Raw genomic sequence first — 17,266 nt, forward strand, 5'->3', positions numbered from 1 at the left:
GCGGCTGTGACCGCTGCTGACCCCGCCGACACCATCAAGGCCCTCGACGCCACCCTGCGCAACATCGAGGCCGTCCTCGACATCGACCGGCTGCGCGGGGAGCGGGCCGAGCTGGAGGAGCGCGCGTCCGCGCCCGACCTGTGGGACGACCAGGCCCGGGCCCAGGAGGTCACGTCCAAGCTGGCGTACGTCAGCGGCGAGATCGGCAAGCTGGAGAGCCTGCGCTCCCGGCTGGACGACGCCGGCGTGCTGCTGGAGCTGAGCGAGGCCGAGGACGACGCCGGCTCGCTGGCCGAGGTCGGCAGCGAGCTGGTCGCGCTGGGCAAGGCCATCGAGGAGATGGAGGTCCGGACCCTGCTGTCCGGCGAGTACGACGCCCGCGAGGCCCTGGTCGCCATCCGGGCCGGCGCCGGCGGCGTGGACGCCGCCGACTTCGCCGAGATGCTGATGCGGATGTACCTGCGCTGGGCCGAGCGGCACGGCTACCCGACCGAGGTGTTCGAGACCTCGTACGCCGAGGAGGCCGGGCTGAAGTCCGCGACGTTCGCGGTGAAGGCCCCCTACGCGTACGGCACGCTCAGTGTCGAGTCGGGCACGCACCGGCTGGTCCGGATCAGCCCGTTCGACAACCAGGGCCGCCGGCAGACCAGCTTCGCCGGCGTCGAGGTGCTGCCGGTGGTCGAGCAGACCGACCACATCGACATCCCGGAGAACGAGATCCGGGTGGACGTGTACCGCTCGTCCGGCCCCGGCGGCCAGTCGGTCAACACCACCGACTCGGCGGTCCGGCTGACCCACGTCCCGACCGGGATCGTGGTCACCTGCCAGAACGAGAAGTCCCAGTTGCAGAACAAGGCCAGCGCCATGCGGGTGCTCCAGGCCCGGCTGCTGGAGCGCAAGCGGCAGGAGGAGCAGGCCAAGATGGAGGGCCTGAAGGCCGACGCCGCCGGCTCCTGGGGCGACCAGATGCGCTCGTACGTCCTGCACCCGTACCAGATGGTCAAGGACCTGCGGACCGAGCACGAGACCGGCAACCCGTCCAACGTCTTCGACGGCGACCTGGACTCCTTCATCGAGGCCGGCATCCGCTGGCGCAAGCAGCGGCAGATCGCCGGCGCCGACGGCTGAGCCGGGCCCCGACCGGCCCGCGCGATGAGCCGAACGGCACCTCAGCACTACCGAACGTAGTGAACATCCCGGTCACGGCACGCATCCGGGTCGATCCGGCGTTGCCCGACTTGGCAGCCCCGTGACACCGCGTAGACTCCACTCCCGTGATTCAGCTCGAGCGTGTGACGAAGACGTACCCCAAGGCGTCGCGGCCGTCGCTGGACGACGTGAGCGTCGGCATCGAGAAGGGCGAGTTCGTCTTCTTCATCGGGCCGTCCGGGTCCGGCAAGTCGACAATCATCAAGCTGCTGCTGCACGAGATCGGCCCCAGCGCCGGCCGGGTCGTGGTCAACGGCAAGGACGTCACCTCGATGCGGTCCTGGCGGATCCCGGCGTTCCGCCGGACCATCGGCTGCGTCTTCCAGGACTTCCGGCTGCTGCCGAACCGGACGGCGTACGAGAACGTCGCGTTCGCCCTGGAGGTCATCGGCAAGACCAAGGCGGTCGCCCGCCGGGTCGTGCCCGAGGTGCTGGAGCTGGTCGGGCTCGGTGGCAAGGAGCACCGGTACCCGCACGAGCTGTCCGGCGGCGAGCAGCAGCGGGTGGCGGTCGCCCGCGCGTTCGTCAACCGCCCCCTGATCCTGCTCGCCGACGAGCCGACCGGAAACCTGGACCCGGACACGTCGGTGGAGATCATGCGCCTGCTCGACCGGATCAACCGCACGGGTACCACCGTCGTGATGGTCACGCACGACTCGAACATCGTTAATCAGATGCGTCGCCGCGTCATCGAGATCGATACCGGCCGGATCGTCCGCGACCAGGCCCGCGGCGTCTACGGCTGAGGCGTTCGACCACCACAGACCGCCCGGCCCGGAGCCCGCCCCGGCGCCGCGGATCGCAACGGAAGGAAAGCCCGATGCGCGCGAAGTACGTCCTGTCCGAGGTACTGGTCGGACTGTGGCGCAACGTGACGATGACCGTCGCCATGATCATTACCATGGCGGTGTCCCTGACCATGGTCGGCGCGAGCTACATCATGTACCGCCAGGTCGGACAGATGGAGGACTACTACTACGCGAAGCTGGAAGTCTCCATCTTCCTCTCCCAGAACATCACCGAGGAGCAGCGCAGCAGCCTGCGCGCGCAGCTCGACGGCGACCCGCTGGTCCGCCCGCAGGACACGGTCCACGAGACCAAGGAGGCGGCGCTGGAGAACTTCAAGCGGATCTTCAGCGACGCGCCGGACCTGGTCAGCGCCGTCACCGCGCAGGACCTGCCCGAGTCGTTCCGGGTCAAGCTGAAGGACCCGCAGCAGTTCGAGCAGGTGTTCAACAAGTACAACGGCCAGCCCGGCATCGACCAGATCGTCGACCAGCGCCGGCTGCTGGACAAGATCTTCACCATCCTCGGCGCCGTGCAGAAGCTCGCCCTGGTCGCCGCGACGATCATGGCGCTGGCCGCGCTCATGCTGGTCGGCAACACGATCCAGGTCGCCGCGTACAACAAGCGCCGCGAGGTCGCGGTGATGAAGCTGGTCGGCGCCTCGAACTGGTTCATCCAGTCGCCGTTCGTCCTGGAGGCCATCTTCGCCGGCATCGCCGGCGCGCTGCTGGCCTTCCTCGCGCTGGTCGTCGCGCAGTTCCTGCTGTTCCAGGGCTCGCTCCAGTCGCTGACCGAGCTGCTCACGCCGGTGAACTGGCAGACCGTGTGGGAGGCGTTCGGGCTGATGGCCGGCGTCGGCACCATCGTCAGCGCGGTCACCGCCTGGGTCACCCTGCGCTTCTACCTGCGGGTCTGACGCCGAAAAGCTCCGACAGCCAGCGGGCCGGGTCCTCCGTGGGATCCGGCCCGCTGCGTCATCGGGCAATGGTGATGCTGGATTCGCCGGAAGTGCCGGAACTGACGGATGTGACTCCGTAACGTGCGAGACACGCGCGAGGAGTGGGAGGTCCGGACGTGCGGGTGCGCAACGAGCGGTGGCTGCGGTCGGCCGCGCTGTTGTGCGCCGCCGTCACCGCCGCCGCCCTCGGCGCCGCCGCCCCCGGCCGCGCCGACCCCGCTGCCGAGGCCGACCGGGCGCGCCGGGACGCCGTCCGGGCGTCCTCGGTGCTGGAGGGCGCCACCGCGCGGGCGCAGGCCGCCGCGCAGCGGCTCGCCGCCGCCAGCGCCGCGCTGCCGGCCGCCCGGCTCCGGGTGGCCACCGCCCGCGGGCAGGTCGCCGCGGCCGCCGCCGGCGCCGCCACCGCCCGCCGCGAGGCCCGCCGCGCCGCCGGCCGGGTCGCCGCCGCCGAGGACCGGTACGCCCGCCGCGCCGCCGGGGTCACCGCCGCCCGCGGCCGGGCCAGCCGGATGATCAGCCTGACCTACCGGGGCGCGGGCGTGGTCACGTTCAACGCGCTGCTGGACGCCCGCTCGCCGCAGGACCTCGCGGTCCGCTCGGGGTACGCCGACCGGATCATGACCGAGCAGCGGCAGGCGGTCGACGTCCTGCTGACCGCCCGCCGCGCCGCCCGGCAGGCGGCCAACGCCGCCGAGCTGCTGCGCCGTACCGCCGACGCCGCCCGGCAGCGGGCCGAGGCCGCGCTGGCGACCGCCCGCGACGCCGAGGTCGCGGCCGAGTCCGCCGCGGCGGCCGTCGCCGACCTGGTCGACACCCGGACCGCCGCGCTGGGCGTCGCCCGGCGGGAGCGGCGGGCGAGCCTCGCCCGGTACGCCGCCCTGCGCGCCGAGGAGCGGCGCATCGCCGCCCGGCTGCGGGCCTGGTCCGCCCCCGCGGGCAGCGGCGGCGGCCGGCGGGTGCTGCGCGCCGGGGCACGCCTGGTCATGCCGGTCAACGGCTGGAAGAGCAGCGACTTCGGCAACCGGTTCGACCCGTTCTACGGGGTGTGGCAGCTCCACGCCGGCGTCGACCTGGCCGCGCCCGGCGGCGCCCCGATCGCGGCCGCGAGCACCGGCCAGGTGATCAACGCCGGCTGGAACGGCGGGTACGGCAACTACACCTGCATCGGCCACGGCGTGCGCCGCGGCCACGCGGTCAGCACCTGCTACGGCCACCAGTCGGCGATCCTGGTGCACGCGGGCCAGTGGGTGCGCGCCGGCCAGGTCATCGGGCGGGTCGGCACGACCGGGGCGTCCACGGGGTACCACCTGCACTTCGAGGTGCGGATCGACGGCAGCCCGGTGGAGCCGCTCGACTACCTGCCCCGCTGCCTCTGCTGAACCGCCCGGGCGGCGGCCCGCGCCGGTACGGTCGCGGCATGGGCTTCGGGACGGCGCGGCTGCGCGCGCGGGAGTGGGCCGACGCCGACGCCGAGCGGGCGTACGACCTGTACCGGCGGGACGAGGTGTCCCGCTGGCTGGGCAGCCCGCCGGCGCCGCTGACCTCGCTGGCCGGGGCGCGCGAGCGGGTGGCCTCGTACCGGCAGCGCAACGCCGACAGCGCGCACCCGTGCGGCGTGTGGGCGCTGGAGCGCCGGGACACCGGCCTGGTCGTCGGCACCGCGCTGCTCAAGGTGCTGCCGCGCAGCGACGGCGCGACGGGCCCGGACGTCGAGGTCGGCTGGCACCTGCACCCCGACTCGTGGGGCAGCGGCTACGCCACCGAGGCGGGCCGGGCGCTGCTGGACCGGGCGTTCGCCGCGGGGCTGCCGGCGGTGTACGCCGTGGTGTACGCCGACAACGCGGCCTCGATCGCGGTCACCCGCCGGCTCGGGATGGCGCCGCTGGGCCCGACCGACCGCTGGTACGGCGTCACCCTGGAGTCGTTCGTCGCCCGCCCACCGGCCGGCGGGTAGAGTTGCCCGGCCGGTGCGTCGGCTCGGCGGGCACGGGACGATCGCAGGCACGGGACGATCGCGGGTGCGGGACGATCGTGTGCGGGACGAGAGGTCGGTGAGCGCGGTGCCGCGGGAGAAGGGGCGCAAGGTCGTCGCCTCCAACAAGCGTGCCCGGCACGACTACGAGATCCTGGATACCTACGAGGCCGGGCTGTCGCTGACCGGCACCGAGGTCAAGTCGCTGCGGGCGGGGCGGGCGTCGCTGGTCGACGCGTTCGCCCAGGAGCGCGGCCGGGAGCTGTACCTGTACGGGATGCACATCCCCGAGTACGCGATGGGCACCTGGACCAACCACGAGCCGCGCCGGACCCGCAAGCTCCTGCTCAAGCGCATGGAGATCGACAAGCTCGTCGGCAAGGTCCGGGAGAGCGGGTACGCGCTGGTCCCGCTACAGGTCTACTTCGCCGACGGCTGGGCGAAGGTCGAGATCGGACTGGCCCGCGGCAAGAAGGCGTACGACAAGCGGCAGGACCTCGCGAAGCGCGACGCGCAACGCGAAATTTCCCGGGCGTTGGGACGGTTCCGCAAGGGGATGGGCTGACATCTATGCTGTGCGGATGGCCGAGATTGTCATCGACACCGCACTCCGGCACCCGCCGGACCGGGTCTGGCGGGCGCTGACCGACCCATCGGTCCTCAGCGCCTGGTTCATGGCCACGGACGCGGCGCCGACCCCCGGCGGCAACTGCACCTTCACCCCGCACGGCCTGGCCGGCTTCGCCGGCCCGATCGCGGTCGAGGTCCGGCAGTTCGTCGCCCCGCGCCTGCTCGTGCTGGCGTGGAAGGAGGACGCGGCGCAGTCCAGTGTGACCTGGGAGATCACGCCCAGCGACGACGGCTGCACGCTGAGCCTGCGGCAGAACGGTTTCTTCGGCGTGCAGGGCTTCGACCGGCAGGCCGATCTGCGGCAGACGTACGCGCTGCTGCTGCGCACCCGGCTTCCCGCCATGCTGGAGCGGCTGGCGTCCGGCCTGACCGCGCCGGTCCCGGTGTGGGCGCTCGGCCCGGCCGCGGTCCCCGCCGGGGCGGGCGCCGCGGACGAGCCGGGGGAGGAGTCCGCGGCGCTGGCGCTCGCCGCCCGCCGCGGCGGGCGGGTCGAGGACTTCGGCGGCCTGACCGACACCGGGTACGGGCTGGGCATCTCGCCGCGCGCCGACGCGGTCCCGCCGCTGGCCTGGCGGATGGCCGCCGTCGCCGCCGCGGACGCCGAGCCGTACCCCGACCCGGCCGACGACGACCGGCCGGAGCCCGCCGACGACGGGTTCGCCGACGAGGGGTTCGGCCAGCCGGCCGACCCGTACGCCGCCGACGACGGGCTGGAGCCGCCGAGCGACCCGTACGGGCCCGCCGACCCGTACGCCGCCGCCCCCGGCCAGTGGACGAACGGGCCGTGGGTCGAGCCCACCACCGGCGGCCGCGGCGAGCCCGCCCCCGAGCCGGCCGCCCCCGCGCCGAACCTGCACCGCGAGCGCCGCCGGTACGCCGTCGTCGGCGCCGGCATCGGCGCCGTGCTGGCCGTGTCCGCCACCGCGGGCGCGCTGTTCTTCGCCGCGCCGGGCCTGCTGAGCAGCCTCGGCGCCGCCGGCGGGCCGGACGGCCGGCCGGTCGCCGGCTCCGGCGGCGTCGGCCGGGCCGAGGTCTCCACCGACCCGAGCGGCCTGACCGGGCGCCGGCCGACCCCCGCCGCGGCGCCGAGCACCGGGGGCGCCGGCGCGGGCGGCCCGCAGCCGGGCAACCCCGACCCCCGGCCGCACCGACCCGACCCGACCCGACCGGGCCCGGACCCCGGCAACGGGCGCCCGGACCCCGGCAACGGCCGGCCGCGGGTGACCTTCGGCGCGGCGTACCACACCGAGGGCCGGCGGACCGAGGTCATGGTCGGCAACCTCACCGACAACCCGGCGACGGGCTGGCGGGTGGTGATCACGCTGTCCGAGGAGGTCGAGGTCAAGGACGTGCGCAACGCCACCGCGACCGTGGACGGCAACCGGGTCGAGTTCCGCTCCCGCGGCAACGAGGCCGTGCCGGCCAACGACGCCGTCGCCTTCCGGTTCACCCTGCGCGGCCGCGGCGTGGAGATCGCCGGCTGTACGGTGAACGGCGCGCCGTGCCAGGCCGGGGAGGGCGGGGAACCCGGTGGACGGGGGCGCTACGCTTATACCGATGCACCACGCGAGGGGGTGACTGGTTTCGACTCCGTACGTGGAGACAGGGGAAGCGAGCCGAGGAAGCCGACGTCGTCTCGATAATCGATCGTCGGAAACCAATAAGCGCCAAGCCTAACGCTGCGCGCTTCGCTCTCGCTGCCTGACGGTAGCCAGAGCGAGCTGCCGGTCCGGGACCGCCTTCGGCCCGGTTGCCGGCATCATTCAGAGGGCTGGCCCGAGTACTCCGGTCGCGGGGGTACGAGGGCGAGATCAATCAGCGACTGGGCCCGCCACACCGACTCGCTCGCGTGATCGGAGGGGCCGAGTAGAGGCATAGCGAGCTGCGCTCGGAGAAGCCCTGACGAAACTACGGAGGACCCGGGTTCGATTCCCGGCACCTCCACCAGCAGCGGCGGCCCCACCCGATCGGGTGGGGCCGCCGCTGTCGTTGTCGCGCCGTATCGGTCTCTATACCGCTTCCAGCAAAGATGTCCGGGTTCAGCCCGCGGGGCGGGTTCAGGGGGCTGCTCGGTGCAGCTCCCCGCGCGGGACGCTGAGGGTGACCACACCCGGCTCCCCGTCGGTGCTGCCCGCGATCTGGTCGCCGGCGGCGAAGGTGTCGTTGGACAGCGCCCCGCTGCCGTCGATGCGCACGTACCCGACGGCCATGAGGTGCTCGGCGGCCGGGGTGACCGTGTCGGGGCGGACCTGGGTGCCGGGCGGCTGGACGGCGGCGACCGTTCCCGCCCCGGCGCCGGCGGAGTCCACGACGGTCATGCCGACGGCGACGTGCGCGCCGTCGGACACCCGGGCCGGCGGTGTGCTGGTGTCCATGGGCCGTCCTCTCAGCAGAGCGTTTCCCCCGACGTTCCCGGCGGGCGCCAGCGACCAAACCTCGCGCGACCGCCGGGTGTGGGGCGGGCGGGGGCCGGGAAAGGCAACCGCGAGCGCGTTCGCCGCGCCGGCCCGAAGCGCCGCACCCGAAGTCGAGGAGCCCCCCATGCCCACCCGCGCCGATCGCGCACCGGACGCCGGCCGCTATACCGCGGCCGTACCGGCACCGCCCCGCCGCCCGGCCCTGGTCGAGCGGCTGACCGGGGTCGCGCGGCAGGTGTCCGCGGCGTACCGGGGCGGCCGGCCCCGGCCCCTGTCCGGGTACGTCGGCGAGCTGGCCGCCTACTCGGCCGTGGTGGCGGCGCTGGCGGTCGCGGTCCGCGCCGGCCGGCCCGGCGTGCCGCGCCGGCTCGGCGCGGCGGACATCGCCCTGCTGGCGGCCGCCACGCACAAGCTCAGCCGGCTGCTGGCCAAGTCCTCGATCACCAGTCCGCTGCGGGCGCCGTTCGTCCGGTTCGTCGAGCCCGCCGGCCCCGCCGAGGTCATGGAGGAGCCCCGCCTGCGCCATCCCGTCGGCCGCGCCGTCGGCGAGCTGATCACCTGCCCCTTCTGCCTCGGCGTCTGGGTCTGCACCGGCCTGACGGCCGGGCTGCTCCTGGCCCCGCGGCCCACCCGCGTCCTCGCGGGCGCGCTGACCGCCGTCGCGGGGGCCGACTTCCTGCACCTCGCATACGGCGCCCTGGAGCGCGCGGCCGAGTCCGAAAGCGACTGAGCCCGGTCGGGGATACCGGCGCGGCGGTCGACACCTCCGCCGGTGGAGTTTTTGTCTCGTTTGAGGTGGTCGGTGTGGCGGCGGGTCGCGGGGGGTAACGCCGGGGTCACGGGGAACCATGGGGCTGAAGCGACCGTCGGAGGATTCATGAGCATACGAGTGTCCGTGCGGGCGCGGCTATGGACCGTACCGGTCGCCGCCGCGCTGCTGGCCGGCTGCGCCACCCCGCAGGCCGCCGCCCCGGGCGCCGGCGGCGGCGACCCCGCGCCGACCGCCAGCCCGAGCCCGGCAGCCAGCCCCACCACCCGTACGGCCGCGTTGATCGCCGGCTGGCGGGCCGGCCCCGGCCAGCAGGTCTGGCGGACCGGCTTCGTCCCACTGCAGGGGCTGAGCGTGCCGCCCGCGGGCGCCCGGTTCACCCGGGAGAGCCGGGTGGCCTTCGACAACGGCTGGTACACGCTCGCCTTCTCGATGCCCCGCGAGGTGCCCGGCCGGCGCGGCACGATCACCTTCCACGACGGCGGGACGATGGAGGTGCCGGTCCAGCTCGGCGTCGAGGCGTACCGGGAGCTGGCCTCCGGCCAGCCGCCGGCCTGCCGCACGTACGACAAGGCCCGCCTCCCCGAACGGACGCCCGCCGCGCCGCCGTGCCGGCCGCTGACGGTGACCGGCGCCCGGTACGGGACCGTCGACCTGCGGACCAGCCGCGGCACCGCCGCCGTACCGGCGTGGTTCTTCACCGTGCCCGAACTCGGCGGCGACGTCGCCCGGGTGGCCGTCGACCCGGCGTCCATCACGACGGTGCCGAACGTGCCGGCCGAGGACCCGCCGGCGGCGCTGATGTCGGTCGACCGGATCCTGGCCGCCGAGGGCGGCCGGGTGACGTTCACCGCCAACGGCAGCGTCTGCGACCGCAACATCAAGCCGTCGGTCACGGAGGCCGAGGACGTGGTCGTGCTCGGCGCGACCGCGACCCGCGGCACCGGCGGGTGCACCCGCCAGCTCGCCGCGCACGCCGTGGTGGCGACGCTGCGCGCGCCGCTGGGCGACCGCCCGGTGCTCGACGCGCACAGCGGCCGCCTGCTCACGCCGGGGCGCCGCAGCGGCTGACGGGGGACACCCGACCGGGCGGACCGCCGTCCGATCACGCGCGGAGCGGCCGGGTAACCCGGTGGGCACCCCGCGTGGCCGCGCCGGCAGGCTATGGTGCGTGGCATGGCTCTGAGTGCGCGCATGGTGACCATCGACTGCCGGGACCCCCGGCGCCTCGCGGCATTCTGGACGGCCGCCGCGGGGTACACGGTGGCCGACGACTTCGGCGGCGAGTTCCTCGTGCTCGCGCCGGGCGCGGACGACGGCCTCCGGATCGGGCTCCAGCGCGTCGACGAGCCGCGGGCCGGGAAGAACCGCGTCCACATCGACTTCCACGCCGACGATCGCGCCGCCGAGGCGAAGAGACTCACCGACCTCGGCGCGACGGTGGTCGCCGAGCATGCCGTACCGGGGCTGGGCTGGACGGTGTTCACCGACCCGGAGGGCAACGAGTTCTGCGTCGGCCAGAGCGGGTAGGGGTGGCCATGGAGCAGCCGCGCCTCGGGCGCCGGATGGAGTCGCTGACCGGACGGCTCCTGGTGGCGGCGCCCGCGCTCAAGGACCCCAACTTCGACCGTACCGTCGTGATGCTCGTCGCGCACGAGGGCGACGGCGCCCTGGGCGTGGTGCTGAACCGGGCCACCGAGGTACCGGTCAGCGAGGTGCTGGACGGCTGGGAGGCGCTGGCCACCGAGCCGGGCGTGCTGTTCGAGGGCGGGCCGGTCCAGCCGGACTCGGCGATCTGCCTGGCCCGGACCAAGCCCGACACCACCCCGCCGTCCGGGTTCCAGGCGGTCGCCGGGGCGCTGGGTACCGTCGACCTCTCCGCCGACCCGGCGGCGCTGGCCGGCGCGCTGGTCGGCATCCGGGTGTTCGCCGGGTACTCCGGCTGGTCGGCCGGCCAGTTGGAGGAGGAGATCGCCGAGGGCTCGTGGTTCGTCCTGGACGCGCTGCCCGGCGACCCGCTGGCCGGGCGCCCGGACGACCTGTGGCCGATGGTGCTGCGCCGGCAGGGCGGGATGCTGGCCGCGGTCGCGCACTTCCCGGCCGACCCGGCGACGAACTAGGCACCTCCTTCCCCGTCCGCGGGCGTGAGGCGAACCGGGCATCGGCGGCCCCCCGCCCGCGGGTGGGTCGGGTGTGTGTACTATTTCCGAGTGCCCGCGAGAGCGGACATTTGGGGGGCCGTGGCGCAGCTGGTAGCGCACCACACTGGCAGTGTGGGGGTCAGGGGTTCGAGTCCCCTCGGCTCCACCCGAAACGAGCAAGGGTCCGACGCTCCGGTCATCCGATCGGGGCGTCGACTGCTTTCCGGAACCGCTCAGCGCCCGGACCCGATCAACGGGAGCCGGTGGCGCCGGGCAGGTACGGCGCGATCCAGCCCCGGAGCCGCGTCCGCGCGCCCGAAGGACGTCGGGACCCGCTGCCGCTGATCCGGTGAGAGCACGCCTGCGAACGGCGAGTTCTGCCGGAGCTCCACCGCTTCCGGATCCTCCGAGGTCAGCGCCCGGAGGACCGATTCCCCCTGCCGGTAGTGCCTTTTTGTGCCTGTCCGGTCGGACATTCCGGGCGAGCCACTGTTATCGACCCCCGTCACTCCCGTTCGTCGGTGCCGCTCGCTAGCCTTTGACGGCGAGAAGCTCTCCGCGGAAAGGATGTGGCCGATGCGCACACCGCCCATCGGGCACGCACTGATCCTGCTGGGCCTGATCGCCACGGTGATCGGGCCGGTGACGGCGTCCGCCGCGCCGACGCAGGCCGAGGTGCACATCTCCGTCGGCGCCGCCGCCGTGGCGCCCGGCGCGCCCGCCCGCCGGGCGCGGGTGACCGTGGACACCCGCGGCCGGTTCGTCACGCTGGACCGCGCGGTCGTCACGTTCGACCTGCGCCGGGCCGCGGGGCTGGTCCGGATCGCCGCCGCCGACGACGACTGGCACTCCTGCACGGCCGCCGGCACGCGGCTGGTCTGCGCGCTGCCGCCGGACTGGGACCTGTACGGCGAGGGCGACGTGCTGCCCCGGGTGACGCTGACCGCGCTGCCGGGCGCCCGGGTCGGCGCGGTCGGGTCGATCACGACGACGCTGGCCGACCCGCGGATCGGGAGCGTCACCACCGGCTCGAAGGTCCGGGTGGTCGAGCACGTGGACCTCGTCGCCGGGGCGGACGAGGAGGTGCGGGCGGCGCCGGACAGCGGCTTCGTGCGCGCGCTGGAGGTGCGCAACAACGGGCGCAAGCCGGTGGACGGGGTGGTGGCCCGGTTCGACGGCAGCTACAACGTCGACTCCGCCGAGACCGACTTCCGCAACTGCCGGTACGACGCCGACGGGTACCTGCTGAGCTGCGTCTTCCCGACCGAGCTGGCGCCCGGCCGGGCGTACCGGACCGAGGTGCCGATGTGGGTGGACGGCAACGCCCACGCGCCGGGCCGGCAGCTCAGCCGGGTCACCTGGCAGACGCTGGACGAGGCCGCCGACGACCTGACGCCGCGCGCCGACGTGCGGCTCGGCGGCGGGGCCGAGCTGACCCTGGCCGCGGTGCGCGGCGGCCCGCCCGCCCGCCGCGGGGACACCGCGGTGCCGGGCAACGTCTCGCGCGTGTTCGTCGCGGTCACCGGCCGGCACGCCGCGGACGTGGCGGTGGTCGGCAGCGCCGTGCGCGGCCGGGCCGGCGACGCCGTCGAGCTGACCACGACGCTGGCCAACCACGGCCCCGCCGACCTGGAGACGCTGGACGAGGACACCGCCGTGGCCGCCGTGGACATCACCCTGCCGCCGGGCGTGACGGTGGTGGAGGAGCCGGACGCGTTCTGCGACCCGCCGCGCGGCCGCACGTACCGCTGCTACAGCTCGGAGGCCGTGCTCGCCGCCGGGGACATCGAGGAGATCGTGTTCACGGTCCGGATCGACCGGGTCGAGCCCGGCGCGGCCGGGCGGGCGGAGCTGGTCACCGACGACGCGGACCTGGTGCTCGGCGAGGACGGCGACGCGATCAACAACGCGGGCGTCCTGGCGATCGCCGAGTGAGCGTCACCGGCCCGCTATGGGTGGTTTGTCCGACCGCTCCGCGGGCAGTCAGCGTCCGTTGATCGACCCGACCCCGGCGAGGTGCACGGCATGTCCGCTCCGCGGCCCGGCGCCACCGACCGCGACCGCGCGGTGGTCCGGCGCACGACGCTGGGCGTCGCCGTGCTGCTGCTCGTCCTCGGGGTGGCCGGCTTCGTCCCCGGCGTGACCGCGGACATGGACCGGCTCGCGCTGGCCGGGCCCGGGTCGGCGGCGCGGCTGTTCGGCGTCGCGCGCGTGTCCGTCCTGCACAACGCCCTGCACCTGCTGCTCGGGCTGCTCGGGCTGATGGTGAGCCGGGAGCGGTACGCGCCGCGGTACTACCTGCTCGGCGTCGGCGGCCTGGGCGTGCTCGCCGGCGTGTGGGGGCTGGTCCTGCCCGATGGGGCAGCGGCGAACGTGCTGCCGTCGGACACGGCCGGCGACCTGCTCCACCTGGCCCTCGGACTTGGCATGATCATGGTGGGTCGGGGGGCCGAGCGGCCGTACGCGGCGCTCGCCCGGCGGCCGGCGGCGGACCCGGCCGGGGACCGGGCGGAGTCCGGGTGAGCCCGGGCGGCCGGCCGCGCACCCCGTGCCGCCGGGGGTCCCCCGGCGGGCTATTCTGCGTCGTCGGGTACACCTCGTCGGCCGGGGGGTATCCACTGCGGGACAACGAGCACACACCGGAGGCCCAGTGACCACCGAGAACAGCATGAGCTTCGAACCGCGGCCCATCGTGGCCCGGCCGTGGCCGGTGCGGGGCGCGGTCAAGGGCTCGGCGTTCGCCCGCATCCTGCGGACGACGGACGCGAAGCAGATCGGGATCATGTACATGATCACCGCGTTCGGCTTCTTCCTCGTCGGCGGCGTGATGGCCCTGTTCATGCGGGCCGAGCTGGCGCGGCCGGGCGGGCAGTTCCTGTCCCCGGAGCAGTTCAACCAGCTCTTCACGATGCACGGCACGATCATGCTGCTGTTCTTCGCCACGCCGATCGTGTTCGCGTTCGCCAACTACATCACGCCGATCCAGATCGGCGCGCCGGACGTGGCGTTCCCGCGGCTGAACTCCTTCGCGTACTGGCTGTACCTGTTCGGCGGCCTGATCACCCTCGGCGGCGCGGTCAGCCCCGGCGGCATGGCGGACTTCGGCTGGTTCGCGTACACGCCGCTGTCCAACGTCCAGCACTCGCCGGGCACCGGCGCGAGCATGTGGATCGTCGGCCTGGCGCTGTCCGGCCTCGGCACCATCCTCGGCGCGGTCAACATGATCACCACGATCCTGACCCTGCGCGCGCCCGGCATGACGATGTTCCGGATGCCGATCTTCACCTGGAACATCCTCGTCACCAGCCTGCTGGTCATCCTCGTCTTCCCGCTGCTCGCCGCCGCGCTGTTCGCGCTGCTGGCCGACCGCAACCTCGGCGCCCACGTGTACGACGTCGCGCACGGCGGGCCGATGCTCTGGCAGCACCTGTTCTGGTTCTTCGGCCACCCCGAGGTGTACGTGGTCGCGCTGCCGTTCTTCGGCATCGTCTCCGAGGTCTTCCCGGTGTTCAGCCGCAAGCCGATCTTCGGGTACACCGGCCTGGTCGCCGCGACCATCGGCATCGCCGGCCTGTCGATGAGCGTGTGGGCGCACCACATGTTCGCCACCGGCCAGGTGCTGCTGCCGTTCTTCAGCTTCCTGAGCTTCATGATCGCCGTACCGACGGGGATGAAGTTCTTCAACTGGATCGGCACGATGTGGCGCGGGCAGATCACGTTCGAGTCGCCGATGCTGTTCGCGCTCGGCTTCCTCGTGACGTTCCTGTTCGGCGGCCTCTCCGGCGTCCTGCTGGCCAGCCCGCCGATCGACTTCCACGTCTCGGACTCGTACTTCGTCGTCGCGCACTTCCACTACGTGCTGTTCGGCACGATCGTGTTCGCGGTGTACTCGGGCATCTACTTCTGGTTCCCGAAGATGACCGGCCGGATGCTCGACGAGCGGCTCGGCAAGGTGCACTTCTGGCTCACCATGATCGGTTTCCACACCACGTTCCTGGTGCAGCACTGGCTGGGTACGCAGGGCATGCCGCGGCGGTACTACGACTACCTGCCCAGCGACGGCTTCACCACGCTGAACACGATCTCCACGATCGGCGCGTTCGTGCTCGGCCTGTCGACGCTGCCGTTCCTGTACAACGTGTGGAAGTCGTACCGGGCCGGCGAGGTCGTCACGGTCAACGACCCCTGGGGGTACGGCAACTCGCTGGAGTGGGCCACCACCTGCCCGCCGCCGCTGCGCAACTTCGACCGGATGCCGCGGATCCGCTCCGAGCGGCCGGCGTTCGACGAGAAGTTCCCGCACCTGGCCCCGTACGCCGTCGAGCGCTCGGCCGACGACGTGGGCGACGAGGCGATCGGCGGCGAGGACGCCACCGCCGGCGGCGACTTCAACATCAACCTCAAGTAGCCCGAACGGAAACGCCCCGCGGACGTCGCGTCCGCGGGGCGTTTCCGTGTGGTCAGTTTCCGTGTGGTCAGGGGGTGAGGGTCACGCCCGCCGCGCGCAGCGCCGCCAGCGCCCGCTCGGTGGTGTCCGGCGCGACGCCGGCGGTGTGCTCCAGCAGCACGGTGGTGGCGAAGCCGGCCGCCGCCGCGTCCAGCGCGGTCGCCCGGACACAGTGGTCGGTGGCGATGCCGACGACGTCCACGGCGGTCACGCCGCGCACCCGCAGCCAGGCGGCCAGGCCGACGCCGTCGGCCTCGCCCTCGAAGCCGGAGTACGCGGCGGCGTACTCGCCCTTGTCGAAGACCCCCTCCACCCGGTCGGTGGCCAGCGCCGGGTGCAGATCCACCCCCGGCGTGCCGACGACGCAGTGCCGCGGCCACGAGTCCACGTAGTCCGGGGTCTCGCTGAAGTGGTCGCCCGGGTCGATGTGGTGGTCCCGGGTGGCGACCACATGGTCCCACCGGCCCGGCTCGGCGGCCAGCAGCGCGGTCAGCCGCTCGGCCACCGCGGTGCCGCCGGCCACGGCCAGCGAGCCCCCCTCGCAGAAGTCGTTCTGCACGTCCACGATCACCAGCGCGCGCATGGTTGCCTCCTCAGGTCGCGGGGACGAGCGTCACCGGGACGGCCGGGTCGCCGGCGGACAGCTTCAGGCCCTCCCACGGGATCGAGATCAGGCACTGCCGCAGGTGCGCCCGCGAGTCGGCCAGCGTCGGCAGCGGCGCCGGCTCGCCGCCGATGACGTACGAGTGCTGGAGCAGCCGGTCGTGCGGGCGGTGGTCGGGCACGCCGCGCGGGACGACGATCTCCTCGGTCGCCGTACCGGTCGGCTTGTGCCGGCGGACCGCCGTCTTGCGGCCGCCGATCGTGGCCTTGTTCTCCGACCGCTTCACCACCGGCCGCCCCTCGACCTCGACCAGCTTGTACACCAGCCCGGCCGTCGGCGCCCCCGAGCCGGTGACGACGGCGGTGCCGGCGCCGTACAGGTCGACCGGCTCGGCGGCCAGCGCCGCGATCGCGTTCTCGTCCAGGTCACCCGAAACGATGATCTTCGTTTCGGTGGCGCCGAGCGAGTCGAGCAGCTCGCGCGAGTGCTGGGCCAGCACCGACAGGTCGCCGGAGTCGATCCGGATCGCCCGCAGCCCGGTGCCGGCCGCCGCGATCGCGTTGCGGATGCCCTGGCTGATGTCGTAGGTGTCGACCAGCAGCGTCGTGTCCGGCCCCAGCCGGGCCACCTGCCCGGCGAACGCCGCCGGCTCGTCGTCGTGCAGCAGCGTGTACGCGTGCGCGGCCGTACCGGCGGTCGGGATGCCGTACCGGGCGCCGGCGGCGAGGTTCGACGTGTGGGTGAAGCCGGCCAGGTACGCCGCCCGGGCCGCGGCCACCGCCGCCTCCTCGTGGGTGCGCCGCGAGCCCATCTCGATCAGGCCCCGGCCGCGCGCGGCGGTCACCATCCGGGCCGCCGCCGCGGCGATCGCGCAGTCGTGGTTCAGCACGCTGAGCACCAGCGTCTCCAGCAGCACGCACTCGGCGAACGTGCCGGACACCGTCAGGATCGGCGAGCCCGGGAAGTACAGCTCGCCCTCGGCGTAGCCGTCGACGTCGCCGCTGAACCGGTACCCCGCGAGCCACTCGGCCGTCGGCCCGTCGACCACCCCGTGGTCGCGCAGGAACGCCACCGCCGCCGGGTCGAACCGGAAGTCGCGCAGCAGCTCGACCAGCCGCGCGGTGCCGGCCACGACGCCGTACCGGCGGCCGGCGGGCAGGCGCCGGGCGAAGACCTCGAAGACGCAGCGCCGGTCGGCCGTGCCGTCCGCCCGGGCGGCGCCGACCATCGTCAGCTCGTAGTGGTCGGTCAGCAGGGCCGGGGTACGCGACGTCACCGATCCACGATAGTGCGGCCGCCCGTTCCGGCGCCCGCCCGAGGCTGCCGGCGCGGC

16 protein-coding genes, 1 tRNA gene, 1 other RNA gene and 1 pseudogene are annotated in these 17,266 nt (G+C 73.9%); 16 read left to right on the top strand and 3 right to left on the bottom strand.

Features of this window, described 5'->3' with window-relative positions:
- Positions 1–6: 6 nt before the first annotated feature.
- From prfB to ssrA, 8 genes and pseudogenes are all read left to right on the top strand, one after another.
- On the top strand, positions 7–1,128 hold the full coding sequence (gene prfB, locus IEY94_RS19685; protein WP_189171710.1) for a peptide chain release factor 2: 1,122 nt from the start codon (positions 7–9) through the stop codon (positions 1,126–1,128).
- A gap of 146 nt (positions 1,129–1,274) precedes the next feature.
- A complete protein-coding gene (ftsE, locus tag IEY94_RS19690; RefSeq protein WP_189171711.1) occupies positions 1,275–1,955 on the top strand; it encodes a cell division ATP-binding protein FtsE in 681 nt (226 codons plus the stop codon).
- A 74-nt stretch (positions 1,956–2,029) separates the two neighbouring features.
- Positions 2,030–2,911, top strand: coding sequence for a permease-like cell division protein FtsX (ftsX, locus tag IEY94_RS19695; RefSeq protein WP_189171712.1), 882 nt, complete (start codon positions 2,030–2,032; stop codon positions 2,909–2,911).
- 158 nt (positions 2,912–3,069) lie between these two features.
- Positions 3,070–4,332: a M23 family metallopeptidase gene (locus IEY94_RS19700; protein ID WP_229784269.1), complete on the top strand. Its 1,263-nt coding sequence runs from the start codon at positions 3,070–3,072 to the stop codon at positions 4,330–4,332.
- A gap of 38 nt (positions 4,333–4,370) precedes the next feature.
- A complete protein-coding gene (locus IEY94_RS19705) occupies positions 4,371–4,907 on the top strand; it encodes a GNAT family N-acetyltransferase (RefSeq protein WP_189171713.1) in 537 nt (178 codons plus the stop codon).
- A 106-nt stretch (positions 4,908–5,013) separates the two neighbouring features.
- Positions 5,014–5,490, top strand: coding sequence for an SsrA-binding protein SmpB (smpB, locus tag IEY94_RS19710; protein ID WP_189171781.1), 477 nt, complete (start codon positions 5,014–5,016; stop codon positions 5,488–5,490).
- A 16-nt stretch (positions 5,491–5,506) separates the two neighbouring features.
- A pseudogene (locus IEY94_RS24400) lies at positions 5,507–5,785 on the top strand (SRPBCC family protein); the annotation flags it as partial.
- 1,340 nt (positions 5,786–7,125) lie between these two features.
- Positions 7,126–7,502, top strand: a transfer-messenger RNA (tmRNA) gene (gene ssrA / locus IEY94_RS19725).
- A 110-nt stretch (positions 7,503–7,612) separates the two neighbouring features.
- On the opposite strand, the gene IEY94_RS19730 is transcribed toward ssrA, so the two are convergent.
- Positions 7,613–7,930 (bottom strand): hypothetical protein, encoded by a 318-nt coding sequence (locus IEY94_RS19730; protein ID WP_229784270.1) that lies wholly within the window; start codon positions 7,928–7,930, stop codon positions 7,613–7,615.
- 166 nt (positions 7,931–8,096) lie between these two features.
- Here IEY94_RS19730 and IEY94_RS19735 point away from each other — a divergent pair, with 166 nt between their 5' ends.
- From IEY94_RS19735 to ctaD, 8 genes are all read left to right on the top strand, one after another.
- On the top strand, positions 8,097–8,702 hold the full coding sequence (locus IEY94_RS19735; protein WP_189171714.1) for a DUF1360 domain-containing protein: 606 nt from the start codon (positions 8,097–8,099) through the stop codon (positions 8,700–8,702).
- A 147-nt stretch (positions 8,703–8,849) separates the two neighbouring features.
- Positions 8,850–9,812 (top strand): hypothetical protein, encoded by a 963-nt coding sequence (locus tag IEY94_RS19740; RefSeq protein ID WP_189171715.1) that lies wholly within the window; start codon positions 8,850–8,852, stop codon positions 9,810–9,812.
- Between the two features lie 105 nt (positions 9,813–9,917).
- Positions 9,918–10,271, top strand: a complete 354-nt coding sequence (locus IEY94_RS19745; RefSeq protein WP_189171716.1) for a VOC family protein — start codon at positions 9,918–9,920, stop codon at positions 10,269–10,271.
- 8 nt (positions 10,272–10,279) lie between these two features.
- Positions 10,280–10,861 (top strand): YqgE/AlgH family protein, encoded by a 582-nt coding sequence (locus tag IEY94_RS19750; protein WP_229784271.1) that lies wholly within the window; start codon positions 10,280–10,282, stop codon positions 10,859–10,861.
- A gap of 114 nt (positions 10,862–10,975) precedes the next feature.
- Positions 10,976–11,048, top strand: a tRNA-Ala gene (locus IEY94_RS19755).
- 410 nt (positions 11,049–11,458) lie between these two features.
- On the top strand, positions 11,459–12,817 hold the full coding sequence (locus IEY94_RS19760) for a hypothetical protein (protein WP_189171717.1): 1,359 nt from the start codon (positions 11,459–11,461) through the stop codon (positions 12,815–12,817).
- A gap of 90 nt (positions 12,818–12,907) precedes the next feature.
- On the top strand, positions 12,908–13,405 hold the full coding sequence (locus tag IEY94_RS19765) for a DUF4383 domain-containing protein (protein WP_189171718.1): 498 nt from the start codon (positions 12,908–12,910) through the stop codon (positions 13,403–13,405).
- A gap of 145 nt (positions 13,406–13,550) precedes the next feature.
- The gene (gene ctaD, locus IEY94_RS19770; protein WP_189171719.1) at positions 13,551–15,290 is read left to right on the top strand and encodes an aa3-type cytochrome oxidase subunit I; all 1,740 of its coding nucleotides are present in this window, start codon (positions 13,551–13,553) and stop codon (positions 15,288–15,290) included.
- Positions 15,291–15,357: 67 nt separating this feature from the next.
- On the opposite strand, the gene IEY94_RS19775 is transcribed toward ctaD, so the two are convergent.
- Both IEY94_RS19775 and IEY94_RS19780 read right to left on the bottom strand, forming a co-directional pair.
- A complete protein-coding gene (locus IEY94_RS19775; RefSeq protein WP_189171720.1) occupies positions 15,358–15,912 on the bottom strand; it encodes an isochorismatase family protein in 555 nt (184 codons plus the stop codon).
- Between the two features lie 10 nt (positions 15,913–15,922).
- On the bottom strand, positions 15,923–17,209 hold the full coding sequence (locus IEY94_RS19780; RefSeq protein ID WP_189171721.1) for a nicotinate phosphoribosyltransferase: 1,287 nt from the start codon (positions 17,207–17,209) through the stop codon (positions 15,923–15,925).
- Between the last annotated feature and the right edge of the window lie 57 nt (positions 17,210–17,266).

Origin of the sequence: Pilimelia anulata (assembly GCF_014647895.1) — a bacterium.
Lineage (GTDB): Bacteria > Actinomycetota > Actinomycetes > Mycobacteriales > Micromonosporaceae > Pilimelia > Pilimelia anulata.

Coding starts and splice junctions, on each gene's coding strand:
- IEY94_RS19740 (WP_189171715.1), top strand. CDS start 8,850: ATGAGCATACGAGTGTCCGTGCGGGCGCGGCTATGGACCGTACCGGTC.
- IEY94_RS19765 (WP_189171718.1), top strand. CDS start 12,908: ATGTCCGCTCCGCGGCCCGGCGCCACCGACCGCGACCGCGCGGTGGTC.
- ftsX (WP_189171712.1), top strand. CDS start 2,030: ATGCGCGCGAAGTACGTCCTGTCCGAGGTACTGGTCGGACTGTGGCGC.
- IEY94_RS19750 (WP_229784271.1), top strand. CDS start 10,280: ATGGAGCAGCCGCGCCTCGGGCGCCGGATGGAGTCGCTGACCGGACGG.
- ctaD (WP_189171719.1), top strand. CDS start 13,551: ATGAGCTTCGAACCGCGGCCCATCGTGGCCCGGCCGTGGCCGGTGCGG.
- IEY94_RS19775 (WP_189171720.1), bottom strand. CDS start 15,912: ATGCGCGCGCTGGTGATCGTGGACGTGCAGAACGACTTCTGCGAGGGG.
- IEY94_RS19705 (WP_189171713.1), top strand. CDS start 4,371: ATGGGCTTCGGGACGGCGCGGCTGCGCGCGCGGGAGTGGGCCGACGCC.
- IEY94_RS19760 (WP_189171717.1), top strand. CDS start 11,459: ATGCGCACACCGCCCATCGGGCACGCACTGATCCTGCTGGGCCTGATC.
- IEY94_RS19745 (WP_189171716.1), top strand. CDS start 9,918: ATGGCTCTGAGTGCGCGCATGGTGACCATCGACTGCCGGGACCCCCGG.
- IEY94_RS19730 (WP_229784270.1), bottom strand. CDS start 7,930: ATGGACACCAGCACACCGCCGGCCCGGGTGTCCGACGGCGCGCACGTC.
- IEY94_RS19735 (WP_189171714.1), top strand. CDS start 8,097: ATGCCCACCCGCGCCGATCGCGCACCGGACGCCGGCCGCTATACCGCG.